The sequence below is a fragment of the Streptomyces sp. NBC_01429 genome (assembly GCF_036231945.1).
Lineage (GTDB): Bacteria > Actinomycetota > Actinomycetes > Streptomycetales > Streptomycetaceae > Streptomyces.
This window is the reverse complement of the sequence record NZ_CP109599.1, coordinates 5,065,202-5,082,484: the sequence shown is the minus strand read 5'-3', so window position 1 is coordinate 5,082,484 and position 17,283 is coordinate 5,065,202. Positions and strand designations below refer to the sequence as shown.

15 protein-coding genes are annotated in these 17,283 nt (G+C 70.5%); 1 reads left to right on the top strand and 14 read right to left on the bottom strand.

What is annotated here, in order from left to right; all coding sequences use genetic code 11:
* Positions 1–21: 21 nt before the first annotated feature.
* The 5 genes from OG627_RS22335 to OG627_RS22315 all read right to left on the bottom strand — a co-directional run bounded on the left by OG627_RS22335 (position 22) and on the right by OG627_RS22315 (position 4,319).
* Positions 22–873 (bottom strand): carbohydrate ABC transporter permease, encoded by an 852-nt coding sequence (locus OG627_RS22335; RefSeq protein ID WP_329067768.1) that lies wholly within the window; start codon positions 871–873, stop codon positions 22–24.
* Positions 870–1,832, bottom strand: a complete 963-nt coding sequence (locus OG627_RS22330; protein WP_329067766.1) for a carbohydrate ABC transporter permease — start codon at positions 1,830–1,832, stop codon at positions 870–872. Before OG627_RS22330 ends, OG627_RS22335 begins: the two co-directional genes overlap by 4 nt.
* 5 nt (positions 1,833–1,837) lie before the next feature.
* Positions 1,838–3,142: an extracellular solute-binding protein gene (locus tag OG627_RS22325; RefSeq protein ID WP_329067764.1), complete on the bottom strand. Its 1,305-nt coding sequence runs from the start codon at positions 3,140–3,142 to the stop codon at positions 1,838–1,840.
* 195 nt (positions 3,143–3,337) lie between these two features.
* Positions 3,338–3,637, bottom strand: coding sequence for a DUF3039 domain-containing protein (locus tag OG627_RS22320; protein ID WP_114624094.1), 300 nt, complete (start codon positions 3,635–3,637; stop codon positions 3,338–3,340).
* 121 nt (positions 3,638–3,758) lie between these two features.
* Positions 3,759–4,319: a YqgE/AlgH family protein gene (locus tag OG627_RS22315; protein ID WP_329067762.1), complete on the bottom strand. Its 561-nt coding sequence runs from the start codon at positions 4,317–4,319 to the stop codon at positions 3,759–3,761.
* Positions 4,320–4,592: 273 nt separating this feature from the next.
* On the opposite strand from OG627_RS22315, the gene murA reads away from it, so the two are divergent.
* The gene (murA, locus tag OG627_RS22310; protein WP_329067760.1) at positions 4,593–5,933 is read left to right on the top strand and encodes a UDP-N-acetylglucosamine 1-carboxyvinyltransferase; all 1,341 of its coding nucleotides are present in this window, start codon (positions 4,593–4,595) and stop codon (positions 5,931–5,933) included.
* A gap of 222 nt (positions 5,934–6,155) precedes the next feature.
* On the opposite strand, the gene OG627_RS22305 is transcribed toward murA, so the two are convergent.
* The 9 genes from OG627_RS22305 to OG627_RS22265 form a co-directional block, all read right to left on the bottom strand.
* Positions 6,156–6,437: an HU family DNA-binding protein gene (locus tag OG627_RS22305; protein ID WP_004571953.1), complete on the bottom strand. Its 282-nt coding sequence runs from the start codon at positions 6,435–6,437 to the stop codon at positions 6,156–6,158.
* 448 nt (positions 6,438–6,885) lie between these two features.
* Positions 6,886–8,304, bottom strand: coding sequence for an NAD-dependent malic enzyme (locus OG627_RS22300; protein ID WP_329067758.1), 1,419 nt, complete (start codon positions 8,302–8,304; stop codon positions 6,886–6,888).
* Between the two features lie 444 nt (positions 8,305–8,748).
* Positions 8,749–11,286: a HelD family protein gene (locus OG627_RS22295; RefSeq protein ID WP_443073522.1), complete on the bottom strand. Its 2,538-nt coding sequence runs from the start codon at positions 11,284–11,286 to the stop codon at positions 8,749–8,751.
* A 62-nt stretch (positions 11,287–11,348) separates the two neighbouring features.
* On the bottom strand, positions 11,349–12,194 hold the full coding sequence (locus OG627_RS22290) for an anti-sigma factor family protein (RefSeq protein WP_329067753.1): 846 nt from the start codon (positions 12,192–12,194) through the stop codon (positions 11,349–11,351).
* Positions 12,191–12,778 carry a sigma-70 family RNA polymerase sigma factor gene (locus tag OG627_RS22285; protein WP_114624088.1) on the bottom strand — a complete coding sequence of 196 codons (588 nt, stop codon included), beginning with the start codon at positions 12,776–12,778 and terminating at the stop codon, positions 12,191–12,193. Before OG627_RS22285 ends, OG627_RS22290 begins: the two co-directional genes overlap by 4 nt.
* A 351-nt stretch (positions 12,779–13,129) precedes the next feature.
* Positions 13,130–13,756 carry a CGNR zinc finger domain-containing protein gene (locus tag OG627_RS22280; protein ID WP_329067749.1) on the bottom strand — a complete coding sequence of 209 codons (627 nt, stop codon included), beginning with the start codon at positions 13,754–13,756 and terminating at the stop codon, positions 13,130–13,132.
* A gap of 128 nt (positions 13,757–13,884) precedes the next feature.
* Positions 13,885–14,415 (bottom strand): GNAT family N-acetyltransferase, encoded by a 531-nt coding sequence (locus tag OG627_RS22275; RefSeq protein WP_329067747.1) that lies wholly within the window; start codon positions 14,413–14,415, stop codon positions 13,885–13,887.
* 199 nt (positions 14,416–14,614) lie between these two features.
* Entirely contained in the window at positions 14,615–15,760 is a 1,146-nt protein-coding gene (locus OG627_RS22270) for a uroporphyrinogen-III synthase (protein WP_329067745.1), read from the bottom strand.
* 130 nt (positions 15,761–15,890) lie between these two features.
* On the bottom strand, positions 15,891–17,270 hold the full coding sequence (locus OG627_RS22265) for a nitrate/nitrite transporter (protein WP_329067743.1): 1,380 nt from the start codon (positions 17,268–17,270) through the stop codon (positions 15,891–15,893).
* Positions 17,271–17,283: the final 13 nt, after the last annotated feature.

Here is a 17,283-nt window from a genome sequence, read left to right as displayed (position 1 = left end):
GAGTGCCGCGAGAGCACTGTTCTAGTCCTTTACGGCGCCGCCGAGTCCGGAGACCAGGCGTCGCTGTACGAGTACGAAGAAGACCAGCACCGGCACGGTCATCACGGTCGAGGCGGCCATGATGCCGCCCCAGTCGTTCTCGTCCGGCTTGAAGAAGACCAGCAGCGCCATGGGCAGGGTCGACTGGGAGGTGTCGCTGATGATGAAGGACTTGGCGAAGAGGAAGTCGTTCCAGGTCGAGATGAACGAGAAGACGCTCGTCGCGACCAGCCCCGGGAAGACCAGCGGAAAGAGGATCTGCCACAGGAAGCGGGTGCGGCTCGCGCCGTCGATGTACGCGGCCTCCTCCAGCGCCTCGGGGACCGCCTTGACGAATCCCCGCAGCATCCACACGGCGAAGGGCAGCGAGAAGGCCAGATGCGGCAGGATCAGCGAGCCGAGCGTATTGAGCAGCCCGGCGTCCCGCATCAGGAAGAACAGCGGAATCGTCAGCGCCTCGACCGGCACCATCTGCGCGACCAGGAACATGATCAGCAGGGTGGTCCTGAACCGGAAACGGAAGCGGGTCACCGCGGTCGCCGCGAGAAAGGCGATGAGCGCGGACGCGATCACGACCGTACCGGCGACCAGCAGGCTGTTGAGGAAGTAGCGCCCGAATTCCTGCTGTTCGAAGACGCGGCGGAACGAGTCCAGGGACGGCGAGAGCGTCCAGGGCCGTGGCGAGGTGGACTGGATCTCGCCCTGCGGTTTCACCGCGGACAGCACCATCCAGTACAGCGGGAAGGCCACGATCACCGCGATGACGAGGGCGGACGCCTCGGCCAGCAGCCGCCAGGGACGGCGGATGCCCAGGCCCGGTGCGGGCGGATTCACAGTTCTTCTCCCCGGCGTCGGACGATACGGAGGTATACGAGCGTGACCGCCAGCAGAATCAGCAGCATGACCACGCCGATCGCCGAGCCGAGGCTGTACTGCGAGGACGCGAACGCCTTCTGGTAGGCGTAGACATTCAGCACGAGATTCTGTCCGGCGATTCCGCCTCCGTTGGTCATCACATAGATCTGGGTGAAGACCTTGAAGTCCCAGATGACCGACTGAATGGTGACGACGGCCAGGATCGGCCGCAGCATCGGCGCGGTGACCGAGCGCCAGGTCCGCCACTGCGAGGCGCCGTCGAGCGAGGCGGCCTCCAGCACCTCGGAGGGGATCGCCCTGATGCCCGCGTACACGGTCACCATCACGAACGGGAACGAGCACCAGACCACTTCGAGCAGGACCAGCGTGAAGGCGCTGTAGCGGCCGTACGTCCAGGAGAAGTCGCCGAGACCCAGCAGCCGGTTGACGGGGCCGTGGTCGGGGTCGAAGAGGAAGACCCAGACCGTGGAGCCGGTGATCGCCGGGGTGGCCCAGGCGCCGAGCGCGGCGAGCATCAGCGCGAGGCGCGGCAGCGCCCGTACCCGGGTCAGCAGGACGGCGAGGGCGCAGCCGGTCGCGAGGGTGGTGACGACGCACGCGGCGGCGAACAGCACGGTCGCGAGCAGCACCTGCCAGAACTCGCCGTCCCGGAAGAGGGTGGCGTAGTTGCCGAAGCCCTTGAAGGTGGTGGGCTGCCCGCCGCTGACCTGGGCCTGGGTGTACTCCAGGAAGGAGATCAGGCCCAGTTGGTAGATCGGGTAGACGAGCAGCCCGCCGAGGACGACGAGGGCGGGCGCGAGGTAGAGCCAGGGCGTCCAGCCGCCCGCTCCAGCGCGCCGGGGCCGGTGCCCGCGCGCGGGCGTGCGCACGGGCGTGCGCGTACGGAGGGCGCCGTCCGCCACCGTGTCGTTCGCCATGGCGGTCAGCCGGCCGAGGAGAAGGCCGCGTCCATCTTCCCGGCGGCGTCGTCCGAGGCGGCGGCGACGCTCTTACGGCCGCTGACCACCTCCTGGAACATCGTCGGCAGCACCAGCGAGGAGTCGATCTGCGCCCAGCCGGCCGACGCGGGGACGAACTTGGCGCCCGCGCCGAGGGTCTTCACGAAGGGCTCGACGAACGGCTGCTTCTTGGCCGAGGCCGCGAGCACGTCGGTGTACGTGGGCAGGAATCCCATGGCGTCGAAGAGTTCGGCCTGGGTCTTCTTGCCGGTGAGGGACTTCATCAGCTCCACCGCGAGGGTGCGGTGCGAACTGCTCTTGAGTACGCCGATGTTGTTGCCGCCCGCGAAGGCGGGGGCGATGGAGCCCGCCTCGACGCCGGGCAGCGGGACGACGGCGTACTTGCCCTTCACCGCGCCCGCCTCGACCGCGGCGTGGCTGAAATCGCCTCCGATGGCCATGGCGGCCTTGCCGGACGCGAAGGCCGTGACGGTCGCGTTGCCTCCCATGGAGGCGCATTTGGCGGCCGGACAGTTGTCGTCGCCGAAGAGCGAGGTGTACGCCTCGATGCCCTTGCGGGCGGCCGGGCTGTTGACGGCGGCCTTGAACGTGCCGCCGCTCTTCTCGGCGAGTTCGCCGCCGTTGGCCCAGAGGAAGGGCATCGCGCCGTAGGTGTAGGCGCCGCCCACCGCGAGCCCGTACAGCCCCGGCTTCGCCCGGTGGATCTTCTTGGCCGTGGAGATCAGCGCGGCCTGCGAGGTGGGGACGGACAGTCCGAGTTCCTTGAGGACGTCGGTGCGGTAGTAGAGCGCGCGTACGCCGACGAACAGCGGCGCGCCGTAGATCCCGCCGCCCACCGTCACGGACTCCTTGGCCGTCGGATCGGTGTCCTTGGCCTCGTCCCAGGCGTCGAACTCCGCCGTGACGTCGGCGAGTCCGCCGTCCTTCACGTATCCGGCGGTGTCGGTGTTGCCGTACTCGATGAGGTCCGGCGCGCTCTTGGGGTCGTTGAAGGCGGCCTTGACGCGCTGGGCGCGGGTCTCGACGGGTATGTACTCGATCTCGACCTTCGCGCCCGCGTGCTTCTCCCGGAAGGCGGCCACGGCGGCGTCGACCACGCGTTCCTTGGGCTTGTTGCCGACCTCCTGGAAGAGCCACACACGCAGGGTGCCGCTCTTCTCGTCCTTGGTCGCGCCGGTGTCGGAGGTCCCCGGGGCGCAGCCGGTGGCGGTGAGGCCGGCGAGCACGAGTGCCGCGAGGGGGGCGGCCAGGCGGGCAGAGAACTTCATCGGGGATCCCTACGAGTCGGCGTTGCAACGTACGCAACGAGCGTTTCGTGCTGCACAACTGGCAGGAGATTACGCACGGCCGGAACACGCCCACAAGTGGTCTCGACCAATTCGTGACCAGCAAACGCGAACGGCCCCCGGAACGCGCCGCGCTCGCGCGTTCCGGGGGCCGTCCCGTGACGGAGGTGCGGCCGGCTACTTCTTGCCGCCGTCCTTGCCGCCCTTGCCCTTGTCCTTGTCCCCACCGGGACCCATGGACTCGTAGATCTCCTTGCACATGGGACAGACCGGATACTTCTTGGGGTCGCGCCCCGGCACCCAGACCTTCCCGCACAGTGCCACCACGGGAGTGCCCTCCAGGGCACTCGCCATGATCTTGTCCTTCTGGACATAGTGGGCGAAGCGCTCGTGGTCGCCGTCGCCACGCGACACCTGTGGTGTCGGCTCCACGAGGGTGCCCGTGCCTGCCCCGCGATCGGGCTCAAGAGTGCTCATGAAAGCCAAGGGTACCCACGCCGGACCGTTCATGGCGGCCCGGGTCCATGCACTCCGGAGCCGAGTGCTCACGCATCGCGCCGACACGCCGGGGCGCGGGCGGCACAATCAGGCCAATCCCTCAGTTCAGGGAGGGATCGTCCGGATATGTCGCGACCATGGCCAGCTCACCCCGCTGCCTGCGCAGCACCGCCCGCCACAGCCCCTCGGGCCGCGGCGACGACACGTCGCCCGGCTCCGAGTCCACGACATACCAGGCGCCTTCGCGCAGTTCGTTCTCCAGCTGGCCGGGACCCCACCCCGCGTATCCGGCGAAGACCCGCAGCGAGCCGAGCGCCCGCGCCAGCAGTTCGGGCGGGGCGTCCAGGTCGACGAGCCCGATCGCCCCGTACACCCGGCGCCAGCCCAACGGCCCCTCGGAGCCGGGGATGACGCCGAGGGCGAGCGCCGAGTCCAGCGAGACGGGGCCGCCCTGGAAGACCACTCCCGGCTCCCCCGCCAGCTCTCCCCAGGGCTCCAGGATGTCCCCGACACCCACCGGGGTGGGCCTGTTGAGGACCACGCCGAGGGAACCCTCCTTGTCGTGATCGAGCAGGAGGACCACCGCGCGGTCGAAATTCGGATCCGCCAGGGCGGGTGTCGCGACAAGCAACCGCCCTGTGAGCGAGGACACCTCGGTCATGCGACACATGATCCCGCATCTTCGGCCTCCGTGGGGCACGCCCGAAGGAGTGGGCGTGAACCCAGCTCAGAGCGCGGGGTGGTGAAGGGAGCGCACGACCGAGCGAAACTCGTCCGGTGACCCTCCGCGAGGGTGCCCCCACATTGCGTGGCGCCGCTCTACCGTTACATGTCCATTACGTGTCCCACCCGCCCCGGGCCTTACGGGACAGGGGCACTCGCCCCTTACCCTTTTCCTTGACCCCCTGCCCGCCCACTCCGGAACGCGAGATTCATGACCGCCACAGACGATGTAATGCTTGTCCACGGTGGAACCCCGCTGGAGGGCGAGATCCGCGTCCGAGGCGCGAAGAACCTGGTTCCGAAGGCCATGGTCGCGGCGCTGCTCGGCAGCGGCCCCAGCCGACTGCGCAACGTTCCCGACATCCGGGACGTCCGCGTCGTACGGGGACTGCTCCAGCTGCACGGCGTGACCGTGCGCCCCGGTGACGAACCGGGCGAGCTGATCCTCGACCCGACCCATGTCGAGAGCGCCAACGTCGCCGACATCGACGCCCACGCCGGCTCGTCGCGCATCCCGATCCTCTTCTGCGGACCGCTGCTGCACCGGCTCGGCCACGCGTTCATCCCCGGTCTGGGCGGCTGCGACATCGGCGGCAGGCCGATCGACTTCCACTTCGACGTGCTGCGCCAGTTCGGCGCGACGATCGAGAAGCGGGCGGACGGCCAGTACCTGGAGGCCCCGCAGCGGCTGCGCGGCACCAAGATCCGGCTGCCGTACCCGTCGGTGGGCTCGACCGAGCAGGTGCTGCTGACGGCCGTGCTGGCCGAGGGCGTCACCGAGCTGTCGAACGCCGCCGTGGAGCCGGAGATCGAGGATCTGATCTGCGTGCTCCAGAAGATGGGCGCGATGATCTCGATGGACACCGACCGGACGATCCGGATCACCGGGGTCGACCGGCTGGAGGGCTATACCCACCGGGCGCTGCCGGACCGTCTGGAGGCCGCCTCGTGGGCTTCGGCGGCGCTGGCCACCGAGGGCAACATCTATGTCCGGGGCGCGCAGCAGCGGTCGATGATGACGTTCCTGAACACCTACCGCAAGGTGGGCGGCGCCTTCGAGATCGACGACGAGGGCATCCGCTTCTGGCACCCGGGCGGCTCGCTCAACGCGATCGCGCTGGAGACCGACGTCCACCCCGGTTTTCAGACCGACTGGCAGCAACCGCTGGTGGTGGCCCTGACGCAGGCGTCGGGACTGTCCATCGTCCACGAGACGGTGTACGAGTCGCGGCTCGGCTTCACCTCGGCGCTCAACCAGATGGGCGCGCACATCCAGCTCTACCGGGAGTGCCTGGGCGGGTCCGACTGCCGCTTCGGGCAGCGCAACTTCCTGCACTCCGCCGTGGTGTCGGGCCCCACCAAGCTCCAGGGCGCGGATCTGGTCATCCCCGACCTGCGCGGCGGCTTCTCGTACCTGATCGCGGCGCTGGCCGCCCAGGGCACCTCGCGGGTGCACGGCATCGATCTGATCAACCGCGGTTACGAGAACTTCCTCGACAAGCTGGTGGAGCTGGGCGCCAAGGTGGAACTGCCCGGCGGCTCGGTCGTCTGACCGGGGGGCCGACGGCCCGACCGCCCGTTCGCGTTCACCTGTTCGCCTGTTCGCCGTAGCAACGCCGGTGGCCCCGCTCCTCACGAGGAGCGGGGCCACCGGCGTCCGCGCTGCTGAGCGGCCTTCTGACGGCCTCACACAGCAGGGGCGGCCGTCCGGATCGGACGGCCGCCCCTGTGCGTGGCCCAGCGCCGTTTACCGGCTCTGTTCGGCCATGGGTTGTTACTTGCCCTTGGCGGCTTCCTTGAGCTTGGAGCCCGCGGAGACCTTCACGCTGTAGCCGGCCGGGATCTGGATCGGGTCGCCGGTCTGCGGGTTACGAGCGGTGCGAGCGGCACGGTGGGTGCGCTCGAAGGTCAGGAAGCCGGGGATGGTGACCTTCTCATCGCCCTTGGCGACGACCTCACCGACCGTCTCGGCGAGAGCGGCCAGCACAGCGTCGGCGTCCTTGCGGGTCACCTCGGCGCGGTCGGCCAGGGCGGCCACCAGCTCACTGCGGTTCATGTTGTTACTCCCGTGTTCTTCTTGCCTGTAAGGCGTGAGATCGAAGCCGATGCTGCCAGGGCCCTCGGACAGTCCCCGGACCCGGGTCTGCTGACAGACCCTCGCGCCCGAATACGCATCCTGCCCCCACCAGCGGCGGGAAAGCCAATCCGGCACCCTCCGGAGTCAGACGAAAAGCACCTCTGCCTCGTCGTCGTGACGTTCCGTCGACTCTGTGGAGACTCCTTGGAGCCTAGGGGCCCCGCCCGAGGGGGCGGACGGCGCTCTTTGTCAGACAGAGCCTAGAGGGGCCCGCGGGGCCCGGCGAATCGCGACGCGCCGAGCACCGGGCGGACGTGAGATGTACCGCAGTCCTGGGTAGCGTGACCGTGATCACGCACTTCACCGCCGCGGTGCGCCCATCCGGGTGGACGGGACGCACCGGCCGGCCGGTGCGGCACGCCGGCCGTCAGGCGAGCGCTTCGCCGTCCGCCCTGGCGGCCTCGTTGACCGCCCCCGCCACCGCGCCGGCGACCTTGTCGTTGAAGACCGAGGGCACGATGTAGTTCGCGTTCAGCTCGTCCTCGCCGACCACGTCAGCGAGGGCGGAGGCGGCGGCCAGCATCATCTCCGTGTTGACCGTACGGGACTGGGCGTCCAGCAGGCCGCGGAAGACACCGGGGAAGACCAGCACGTTGTTGATCTGGTTGGGGAAGTCGGAGCGGCCCGTGGCCACCACGGCGGCCGTCTCGCGCGCGATCGTCGGGTCGACCTCGGGGTCGGGGTTGGCGAGCGCGAACACGATGGCGCCCTCCGCCATGGCCGCCACGTCGTCGCCGTCCAGTACGTTGGGGGCCGAGACGCCGATGAACACGTCGGCGCCGCGCACGGCCTCCTTGAGCGTGCCCGTGACGCCCTCGGGGTTGGTGTTGTCGGCGATCCAGCGCAGCGGCGAGTCCGGCGCGGCGTCCACCAGGTCCTCGCGGTCCGCGTGCACCACGCCGTGGATGTCGGCGACCACCGCGTGCTTGACGCCCGCCGCGATCAGGAGCTTGAGGATCGCCGTACCGGCCGCGCCCGCGCCCGACATGACCACCCGTACGTCCCCGATGCCCTTGCCGACCACGCGCAGCGCGTTGGTCAGCGCGGCGAGGACGACGATCGCGGTACCGTGCTGGTCGTCGTGGAAGACCGGGATGTCCAGCGCCTCACGCAGCCGGGCCTCGATCTCGAAGCAGCGCGGCGCGGAGATGTCCTCCAGGTTGATCCCCGCGAAGCCGGGCGCGATGGCCTTGACGATCGCGACGATCTCGTCGGAGTTCTGCGTGTCCAGGCAGAGCGGCCAGGCGTCGATGCCGGCGAACCGCTTGAAGAGGGCCGCCTTGCCCTCCATCACGGGCAGCGCGGCCTTGGGGCCGATGTTGCCCAGGCCGAGCACCGCGGAGCCGTCGGTGACGACCGCCACCGAGTTGCGCTTGATGGTCAGCCTGCGGGCGTCCTCGGGGTTCTCCGCGATCGCCATGCAGACCCGCGCCACACCGGGCGTGTAGATCATGGAGAGATCGTCACGGTTGCGGATGGGGTGCTTGGACTGCATCTCGATCTTGCCGCCGAGGTGCATCAGGAACGTACGGTCGGAGACCTTGCCGAGGGTCACGCCCTCGATCCCCCGCAGTTGTTCCACGATCTCGTCCGCGTGCCCCGTGGAGCTGGCGGCGATGGTGACATCGATCCGCAGCTTCTCGTGGCCGGAGGCGGTCACGTCCAGACCGGTCACCGAGCCGCCGGAGGATTCCACGGCCGTGGTCAGCTGGGAGACCGCGGTACCGCTCGCGGGCACCTCCAGCCGGACCGTCATCGAGTACGAGACGCTGGGCGCCGTTGCCATGACCGTGTTCCTCTTCTTTCCCTAGCCTCATTGCCGCCCCGTCCGGCCCAGAAGACCGGAGAGACCTTCAGATGGTCGCACCTACCGACGGGTAACAGGTAAAGACCTTTATCTACGGAACCCGTCGCGTCCATGATGCGAGACGGAAACAGGCCCCCGCCACATGGGCGGGGGCCTGCTCGGTGCGTCGGTGACGCTGACGTGAAGGTGGCACCGACCCGCCATGCTCGCCTCGCGGCAAGTGGTCGCTCGAAGCGACGAAGGTTGGGCCCGGGGGCTTGGATCGAGTCGGTGCCACCCCCAGGCTAACAAACCACCCCGGTAAGTGATTCCCTCCACGCGAGTTGACCCGGAGTCAATCGCGCCCGTCCCGAACACCTGTCCGGGCAAGGTCGCTCGGGCGGACGCCCGCCGGGCCGCCAGGGGCCCGTCGCGGCCCCCTCCTCAGTCCCGGAGCAGATCCGGGACCCCGTCCGCGTCCGGCTCGTCCCGGGCCGCCGAGACCACCGTGAGCTGCTGCGTCGCCCTGGTGAGCGCCACGTACAGCACCCGCAGGCCCGCCGGGGACTCGTCAGCGATGTCCGCCGGGGAGACCACGACCGTCGCGTCGTACTCCAGACCCTTGGCCTCAAGGCTGCCCAGCGCGACCACCCGTTCGCCGAGCCCGGCCAGCCAGCGCGCCGCCTGTTCGCGCCGGTGCATGGCGACGACGACGCCCACGGTGCCGTCCACGCGCTCCAGCAGCCGCCGCGCCTCCTCCCGTACGGTCTCGGCCAGGTCACCGTCGCGTACGACGCTGAAGCGCGGACGTACGCCGGTGGAGCGCACCGCTCGCGGGGAGTCCATGCCGGGCATGGCCAGCGCCAGCACCTTCGCCGCCAGCTCGGCGATCTCGGCCGGGTTGCGGTAGTTCACCGTCAGGGTGAAGCGGCGGCGCGGGCGGGCACCCAGCGCCTCGTCACGGGCCTCGGCCGCCTCGTCCGGGTCGGACCACGAGGACTGCGCGGCGTCGCCGACCACCGTCCAGGTGGCCTGCCGGCCGCGGCGGCCGACCATCCGCCACTGCATCGGGGTCAGGTCCTGCGCCTCGTCCACGATGACGTGCGCGTACTCCGTACGCTCCGCCGCCAGCCGCTCGGCCCGCTCGCGCTGCGACTCCTCGCGCTGCGGCATCAGCTCCTCCAGACCGGTGAGCTGGTCCAGCGGGTCGAGGTCGCGCCGCTTGCGCGGGCGCGGCGGCGCGCCCAGGAGCGTCTCCAGCTCGTCCAGGAGCGCCACGTCGTGCACGGACAGCGCACCCTTGCCGTCCGGGCCCAGCCGCCGCAGCGAGCGGGCCAGCCGCCGGCTCTCGCCCTGGTTGAGCACCCGGCGCGACCAGCGGCCCAGCCGCCGTTCGTCGGCCATCGCGGCGAGCACCCCGCGCGGGGTCAGCTCGGGCCACCAGGCGTCCAGGAACTCGATGAAGGCGTCCTCGGACGTGATGTCGTCGTCGAAGCCGCCGCGCAGCTCGGCGGCCAGCTCCGCGTCTCCCTTGGAGAGGTACTCCCCGGCCCGTGACGCGGCGCCGGACTTCGCCCACAGGGCATCGAGCAGCAGCCGTCTCGCCCGGGGTCTGAGCAGGTTGACCGGGGCGGTACCGCTGAGCACGGACTGCCGGATACGGTCCAGCTCCTCGGCCTCCAGCTCCAGCCTGCGGCCGAAGGCGACGACCCGGAGCCGGTCGGTCCGTACGGCCGCGGTGCCGCCGGCACCCGTACCGCCGCCCGCGTTCTCGGCCTTGCTCCCGGTCTCGTTCTCGGCCTCGGTCTCGCCGAAGGCGAGCTGCCCAGCGCCGCCCGGTCCGCCGCCGGAGCCGAAGCCGCGCTGTCCGCCCCGGCCCCGGCTCCGGCGGCCGGCGGTGGCGCCGGTGGCCCCTTCCAGGGCGCCTCGCGCCGCGTGGCGCAGCACCTTGACCATCCGCGCCGAGCCCTTGACGCGGGCCACCGCGGGCTCGTCGTACGCGGTGGCCTCGGCGCCGTCCACCAGCGACCCGACCGCGCGGATCGCCACCTGCCCCTCCTCGCCCAGCGAGGGCAGCACGCCCTCGGTGTACGCGACGAGCAGCGGCGTCGGGGAGACGATCAGGATGCCGCCCGCGTACCGCCGCCGGTCCTGGTAGAGGAGATAGGCGGCGCGGTGCAGCGCGACCGCCGTCTTGCCCGTGCCGGGGCCGCCGGCGACCTCGGTGACAGAGGCGGCGGGGGCCCTGATCACCAGGTCCTGTTCGGCCTGGATGGAGGAGACGATGTCCCGCATGGTGTGGCTGCGGGCCTGGCCGAGCGCGGCCATCAGGGCGCCGTCGCCGATGACGGCGAGCGGCCCGCCGTCCAGCGACGCGGTCAGCTCGGGGCGCATCAGGTCGTCCTCGACCCCGAGGACCTGGCGGCCCTTGGAGCGGATGACCCGGCGCCGCACCACGCGTCCCGGGTCCACCGGGGTGGAGCGGTAGAACGGTGCGGCGGCGGGCGCGCGCCAGTCGATGACCAGCGGCGAGTAGTCGGAGTCGAGGACTCCGATCCGGCCGATGTGCAGCGTCTCGGCGATCTCGGCGGTGCGGTCGGCCCGGATGGCGTCGTCGGCCGGTTCGACCGAGGTGTAGGCGCCGTCCGGGCCCTTCTTGCCGTCCTTGCCCCGCAGCAGGTCGATCCGGCCGAAGAGGAAGTCCTCGAACTCGTTGTTGAGCCGGTTGAGATGGATGCCGGCCCGGAAGACCTGCGCATCCCGCTCCGCGAGGGCTCCCGGGGTGCCGACCTGTCCCCGTTTGGCGGCGTCGTTCATGAGGAACTCCGCCTCGTGGATCTTCTCCTCGAGGCGGCGGTACACCTGGTCCAGATGGTGCTGTTCGACACCGATCTCACGGTCGCGTACGGAGTCGTGCCCCGTGTCGCGTACGGGATCGACGGCGGGTCCAGCTGATTGAACAGCGGCATCCTGCGCGGCCACCGAGGCCCCCTTCATGACGTGCGTTGGGCAGCCGTCAACCGTACGCGAAGGGGGCGGGGATGTCAGGCAGGGATCTCCACCAACTTGTCGCCTTCGAACGTCCGGACCTCGAAGTGGTCGATGTCCTTCTTGTCCATGGCCGTACCGCCCTCCACGTAGAGCGGCTTCTTGCCCGCCTCATTGGGGCTGTCGGGGATTCCGTACCCCCATTCGGGCACCGACCAGGACGTGACGACCTCCTCCTCGCCGGTCTTGGAGACGACGATCAGGCTGCACTTGAGGGGGCCCTTGACGTTCTTCAGCTCCAGGGAGGTGCGGGTGCCCCACAGCTTGGGCTCGGTGGCGACGCTGGCGCTGACCTTGGTGGTGGGGTCCGTGGCGCCGACCTTGCCCGCGATCTTCTTGAAGTCGTCGGCGGGGTTGCTGGGCGCCGCCTGGTTGCTGCCGGGCGACGAGTCGCCGGAGGTGGCCACGACGGCTCCCACCGGGCCGCCGATGATCAGCACCGCCGCCGCGGCCACGAGATACAGCCCGCGGCGCTTGCGCTTGGCGCGCTTGACCGCGACCTCGTCGACCAGCCTGCCGAGCAGCTGTGGGCTGGGCTGTACGGATACGGACGGCGTCGGCAGCTGTGCCAGCGGTACGACGACGGGTTTGGCGGGTGGTGCGCCGAGCGAACCCGGCAGCGGGCCCGGTACGGAGAGCGGATCGGGCGTGTCCGCGAGCATGGCGAGCATCGGTTCCATGCCGGAGAACTCCTCCAGATGGACGGCGCAGATCCGGCAGCCGGCCAGATGCGCCTCGAACGCCGTCGCCTCGGCATCCTCCAGAATGCCGAGAACATACGCTCCGACGGCTTCATGCACAGTACTTTCGTCGCCCAGTCCGTACTGCTCGTGCGTGGTCATGCCGAGACCCCCCTCTCCTCCAATGCGAGCTTCATGGAACGAAGTGCGTAGAACACTCGGGAACGCACGGTCCCGCTGGGTATGCCGAGGGTCTCGGCAGCCTCATTGACCGTACGCCCCTTGAAGTACGTCTCCACGAGTACTTCCCGGTGGGCAGGGGTCAAATCCTCCAGCGCATCCGAGAGCGTCATCAGCCACAACGCCTTGTCGATCTCGTCCTCCGCGGGCATGACCTCCAGCGGCGACGGATCGACTTCCTGCGGCCGGGCCTGCCGGCTGCGGTGTCCGTCGATGACGATGCGCCGAGCGACCGTCACCAGCCAGGGTCGGACAGAGCCGGTCGCCCTATTGAGCTGGCCGGCGTTCTTCCAGGCACGGATGAGCGTTTCCTGTACGACATCCTCGGCCCGCTGGCGGTCGCCCGCGACAAGACGCATGACGTAGGCGAGCAGCGGTCCGGCATGTTCGCGGTACAGCGCTCGCATCAACTCCTCATCGGGAGCGGGAGTATTGGTGCGCGGTGTCGCGCTCCGGTGTCGGGCCCGGTGAGGGCGGTCATCGGCCACGGCCGCATCCTTGCGCACCTAAACCTCCCGGTCGAGACCTTCTTGGCTGCTTCTCCCTCATCACTACGGAAGCCGAGGTGCCCGTACTCAACGGCCGGAGAAAATCTTTCAAGATCTTTAAAGGCGGCCGAGCGGCGGCATGTGCGGATTCGCGTCGATCCGGGACCCACGGAGGATTCGTGCAGGACTCATGGAGAACGTGTCGGGAACCCGAGCAGGAAGCGCGCAGAGTTGGCTTGAAATCGCGCAAGAACCTTGCGAAATTGAGGTGTGGAACGCGGTTCGACGCGGTTCGCCAACCTGACGGAGACTCGACCGGAGTCCGTTTCATGGCGGTTCGGGAACGGTCCGGGAGGGCTTCGGGCGCCTTCAGGCGGGCGAGGCGGGCCGTACGGCCGCCCGCCGCCGGTGCCGGGCGACGCGCTCGCGGTTGCCGCACACCTCGCTGGAGCACCAACGGCGGCGCCCTCCTCTGGAGGTGTCCAGATAGACCCGCCGGCAGCTGCCGCCCTCGCACTGGCGCAGCCTGGACCGCGCCGCCGGATCGGTGAGCAGCTCCACCGCATCCCTGGCCACGGCCGCCAGCAGCGCCCCGCACCGCGGCGCGGCGCTCAACTCCCGTACGAGGGAACCACGCTCGTCCCGTACGGCTCTGATGCCCGGCGGCGCGCCCGAGGCGAGGGCGTTGACGCACTCCAACGCGGCCTCCGACGGCCGCCCTTCGATCTCCGCGCGCACCAATTGACCCAGCTGTGAACGGAGTTCGGCGAAGGACCGCACCCAGTCGGCGTCGATCGCCGCGAGCGGCGTCTGCTCCGGCAGCAGACCGGCGGCAATCAGCCACCGTCCGAGCGGTACGACGGAATCAAGTCGTCCGCATTCCCTGAAGGGTGGTTCACCGGTGGCCACCAGGTCAAGGCAGATCCGGCCCGAGTCGAATCGCCACTCGTGGGGGACCGTACCCGCCGTCCTGCCCACAGCCCTGCCCGCCGCCATGTGCCGTTCACCGCCTCGGGATCGACCGGTGGGGCCGGCCGCGCCGCGCCGCCCTCCCGTTCCAGGGTGCCTCGCCGGAGCCGGGGCCGAAACCCCGCCGCCGGGGCCGGAAACGGATGTCGTGGACGTCAGGCGGCGGCGTTGGGCGGGCCGTCGTGGAGGATGCGCTGGTAGAGCCGGTGGTCGCGCCACTGCCCGGCGATGTGGAGATAGCTCGGCGCGGTGCCGATCAGCTCGAAGCCGCATTTGCTCAGCACCCGTTGCGAGGCGGTGTTGACGAGGAGGGTGCCGGCCTCGACCCGGTGCAGCCCGTAGTCGTCGCGGGCCACGCGGCAGATCTCCTCGGCGGCGCGGGTCGCCAGGCCGCGGCCGGTGTAGTCGCTGTCGATCCAGTAGCCGAGGTTGGCGCTGCGGAACGACCCGAGCGCGATGTTGGTGAGGGTCGCCGTGCCCACGACGCGCGGGCCCTCGGTGAGGAGCCAGCGCTGTACGGACGGATCGGCGAGCCGGTTGGCCTGGTCGCGCGCGGTGAAGAAGTCGGCGGGGCGGGCCGGCTCCCAGGGCCGCAGGTGTTCGCGGTTGCGGAGGAGGGCCTCGGTGAGCGCCTCGGCGTCGTCCAGGGTGGCGGGCCGGAAGAGGATGGAGGAGTCGTTGGCCATCTCCGTACGGTACCGAGGGGGCCGCGTACCGTACGGACGGGATCACGCGCCGGTGCGTGAGCGGGCCTCGTACCCTCGTACTCCCGTACCCACGAGACTCCCGTACCCGCGTGCTCCCTTGCCCCGCGCCGTCATGCCCTCATGCCCTTATGGCCTCGTGCCCCCGTGTTCCGCTGGGCGTTCGGGGCAGGCCGCGCCCTCAGATGTCCGCGTACTTGGAGTCGGCCGACGGGTCCAGCGCCAGCCGGTAGCCGCGTTTGACCACGGTGTGGATCAGCTTGGGCGCGCCCAGCGCCGTCCTGAGCCGGGCCATCGCCGTTTCCACGGCGTGCTCGTCGCGCCCGGCGCCCGGCAGCGCGCGCAGCAGCTCGGCCCGGGAGACCACCCAGCCGGGCCGCCGGGTGAGCGCGTGCAGCAGCGCCATGCCGGCAGGCGGCACCGGCCGCAACTCGCCGTCGACCAGCACGGCATGGCCCCGGATCTCGACGCGGTGGCCGGCCACCGGCAGCGTCGGGACCCGTCCCGGCAGCTCCGCGCAGAGCACCTGCACCAGCGGCCCGAGCCGGAAGCGTTCCGGCTGGACGGTGTCGATGCCGCGCGCCTGGAGCGGCAGAGCGGTCACCGGTCCGACGCAGGCGGCGAGCACGTCGTGGTGCAGGGCGGCGAGCAGCTCCGTCAGCTGTCCGCGCGCCTCGGCGCGCGAGAGCAGCGAGGCGGCGGCGGGCGCGCTGGTGAAGGTGACGGCGTCCACCGCGCGCGCGACGGTCGCCTCGATCAGCCGGTCGACGGGGGCGAGATCCTCCGGCGGCATCCACCGGTAGACGGGTACGACGACGACATCGGCGCCCCCGGCCCGCAGCGCCTCCACGAACCCCGGCAGGGGCTCGCCGTGCAGTTGCAGTCCGATCCGGCGGCCCTCGACGCCCTGTCCGAGGAGCCGTTCCAGCACCTCGGCCATGGATTCGGAGGCGGGCGACCACTCCTCGGTGAGCCCGGCGGCCCGGATGGAGCCCTTGACCTTGGGCCCGCGCGCGAGGAGTTCGACGCCGCGCAGGCAGGCGAGGAGTTCCTCGCCGTACCCCCAGCCGTCGGCGGCCTCCACCCAGCCCCGGAAGCCGATGGCCGTCGTCGCGACGACCACGTCGGGCGGCCGCGCGATCAGCTCCTTGGTGGCGGAGAGCAGTTCCGCGTCGTCGGCGAGCTGCACGATCCGCAGGGCGGGGGCGTGCATGACGGAGCCGCCGCGCCGCTTGAGCAGCGTGCCCAGCTCGTCGGCGCGGCGGGCCGCGGTGACCCCGATGGTGAACCCCGCGAGCGGACCGTGGCGCCGACCGTCCCCGTCCATACTTCTCCTCACCGCCGACCGAAGTGACCGAGCCTGCCAAGGGTGCGTGACAGGCCAAGTGCTCCGGCATTTCCCGCTTGTTACGTCGGCTGTCACATCGGTGACGCCGCGTCGCGCGCGCCCCTCCCGCTCACACCCGCGCGTAGCTGGGACCGGGCTCGGTCTCCGCCGCCACGGGCCCGCCGGCGTGCGCCCTTCGAAGGTATACCGCCCAGGTGAGGCCGAAACACCCCAGGTAGAAGAAGAGGAACACCACGAACGCCGAGGTCCCGGTGCCCGCCGTCTGGAAGGACTGCCGGAAGGCGAGGTTGATGGCCAGCCCGCCGAGCGCCCCGACGGCCCCTATGAGCCCCATCGACGCCCCGGACAGCCGGCGGCCGTAGGCGTCGGCTGCCTCGCCCGTCATCCCCCGGTCCAGCGCCTTCGCCCGGAAGATGCCCGGGATCATCTTGTACGTGGAGCCGTTGCCGACCCCGGTGAGCAGGAACAGCGCCACGAAGCCGACGAGGAAGACGCCCAGCGACTCGATCACCGAGGCGAAGACCACGACGCCGGTCGCGAGGGCCATCGCCGCGAAGTTCCACAGCGTGATGCGGGCGCCGCCGTACCGGTCGGCGAGCCTGCCCCCGACGGGGCGGACCAGCGAGCCGAGCAGCGGCCCGATGAAGGTGAGCGAGGCGGCCTGTAGCGGGGTGCGGCCGAACTGGGTCTGGAGCACCAGGCCGAAGGCGAAGCTGTATCCGATGAACGACCCGAACGTCCCGATGTAGAGCAGCGACATGATCCAGGTGTGCCGGTCGCGCAGGGCCTCCCCGGCGGCGCCGGTGTCGTTGCGCACCGGCCCCAGGTTGTCCATGAACAGCGCCGCGCACACGGCGGCGGCCACGATCAGCGGGATGTACACGCCGAGCACGATCCGTGGATGCGCGGCCCCGGCGGTCCCGATGACGAGCAGCCCGATCAGCTGCACGACCGGCACGCCGATGTTCCCGCCGCCCGCGTTGAGCCCGAGCGCCCAGCCTTTCCGGCGCAGCGGGAAGAAGGAGTTGATGTTCGTCATCGACGAGGCGAAGTTGCCGCCGCCGACGCCGGTGAGGGCCGCGACGGCCAGGAAGGTGGTGTACGAGGTCCCCGGCTCCATCACCGCGTACGCCGCGCCGGTCGGCAGGAGCAGCGTCAGCGCGCTGAAGACGGTCCAGTTCCGGCCGCCGAAGCGGGCGACGGCGAAAGTGTAGGGCACGCGCGCGATCGCGCCGACCAGGGTGGCCGTGGCGATCAGGAAGAACTTGCCGGCCGGGTCGACCCCGTACTCGGGCCCCATGAAGAGGACCATGACCGACCAGAGGGTCCAGATGGAGAACCCGATGTGCTCGGAGAGTACGGAGAAGACCAGATTGCGCCGGGCGATCCGTTCTCCCCTCTCCCGCCAGAAGGTCTCGTCCTCCGGATCCCACTGCTCGATCCAGCGGCCCCCTTTGCGCGGATCGGTGGTGGTGGTCGGGGCTGTCATCACGCCTCCCGGA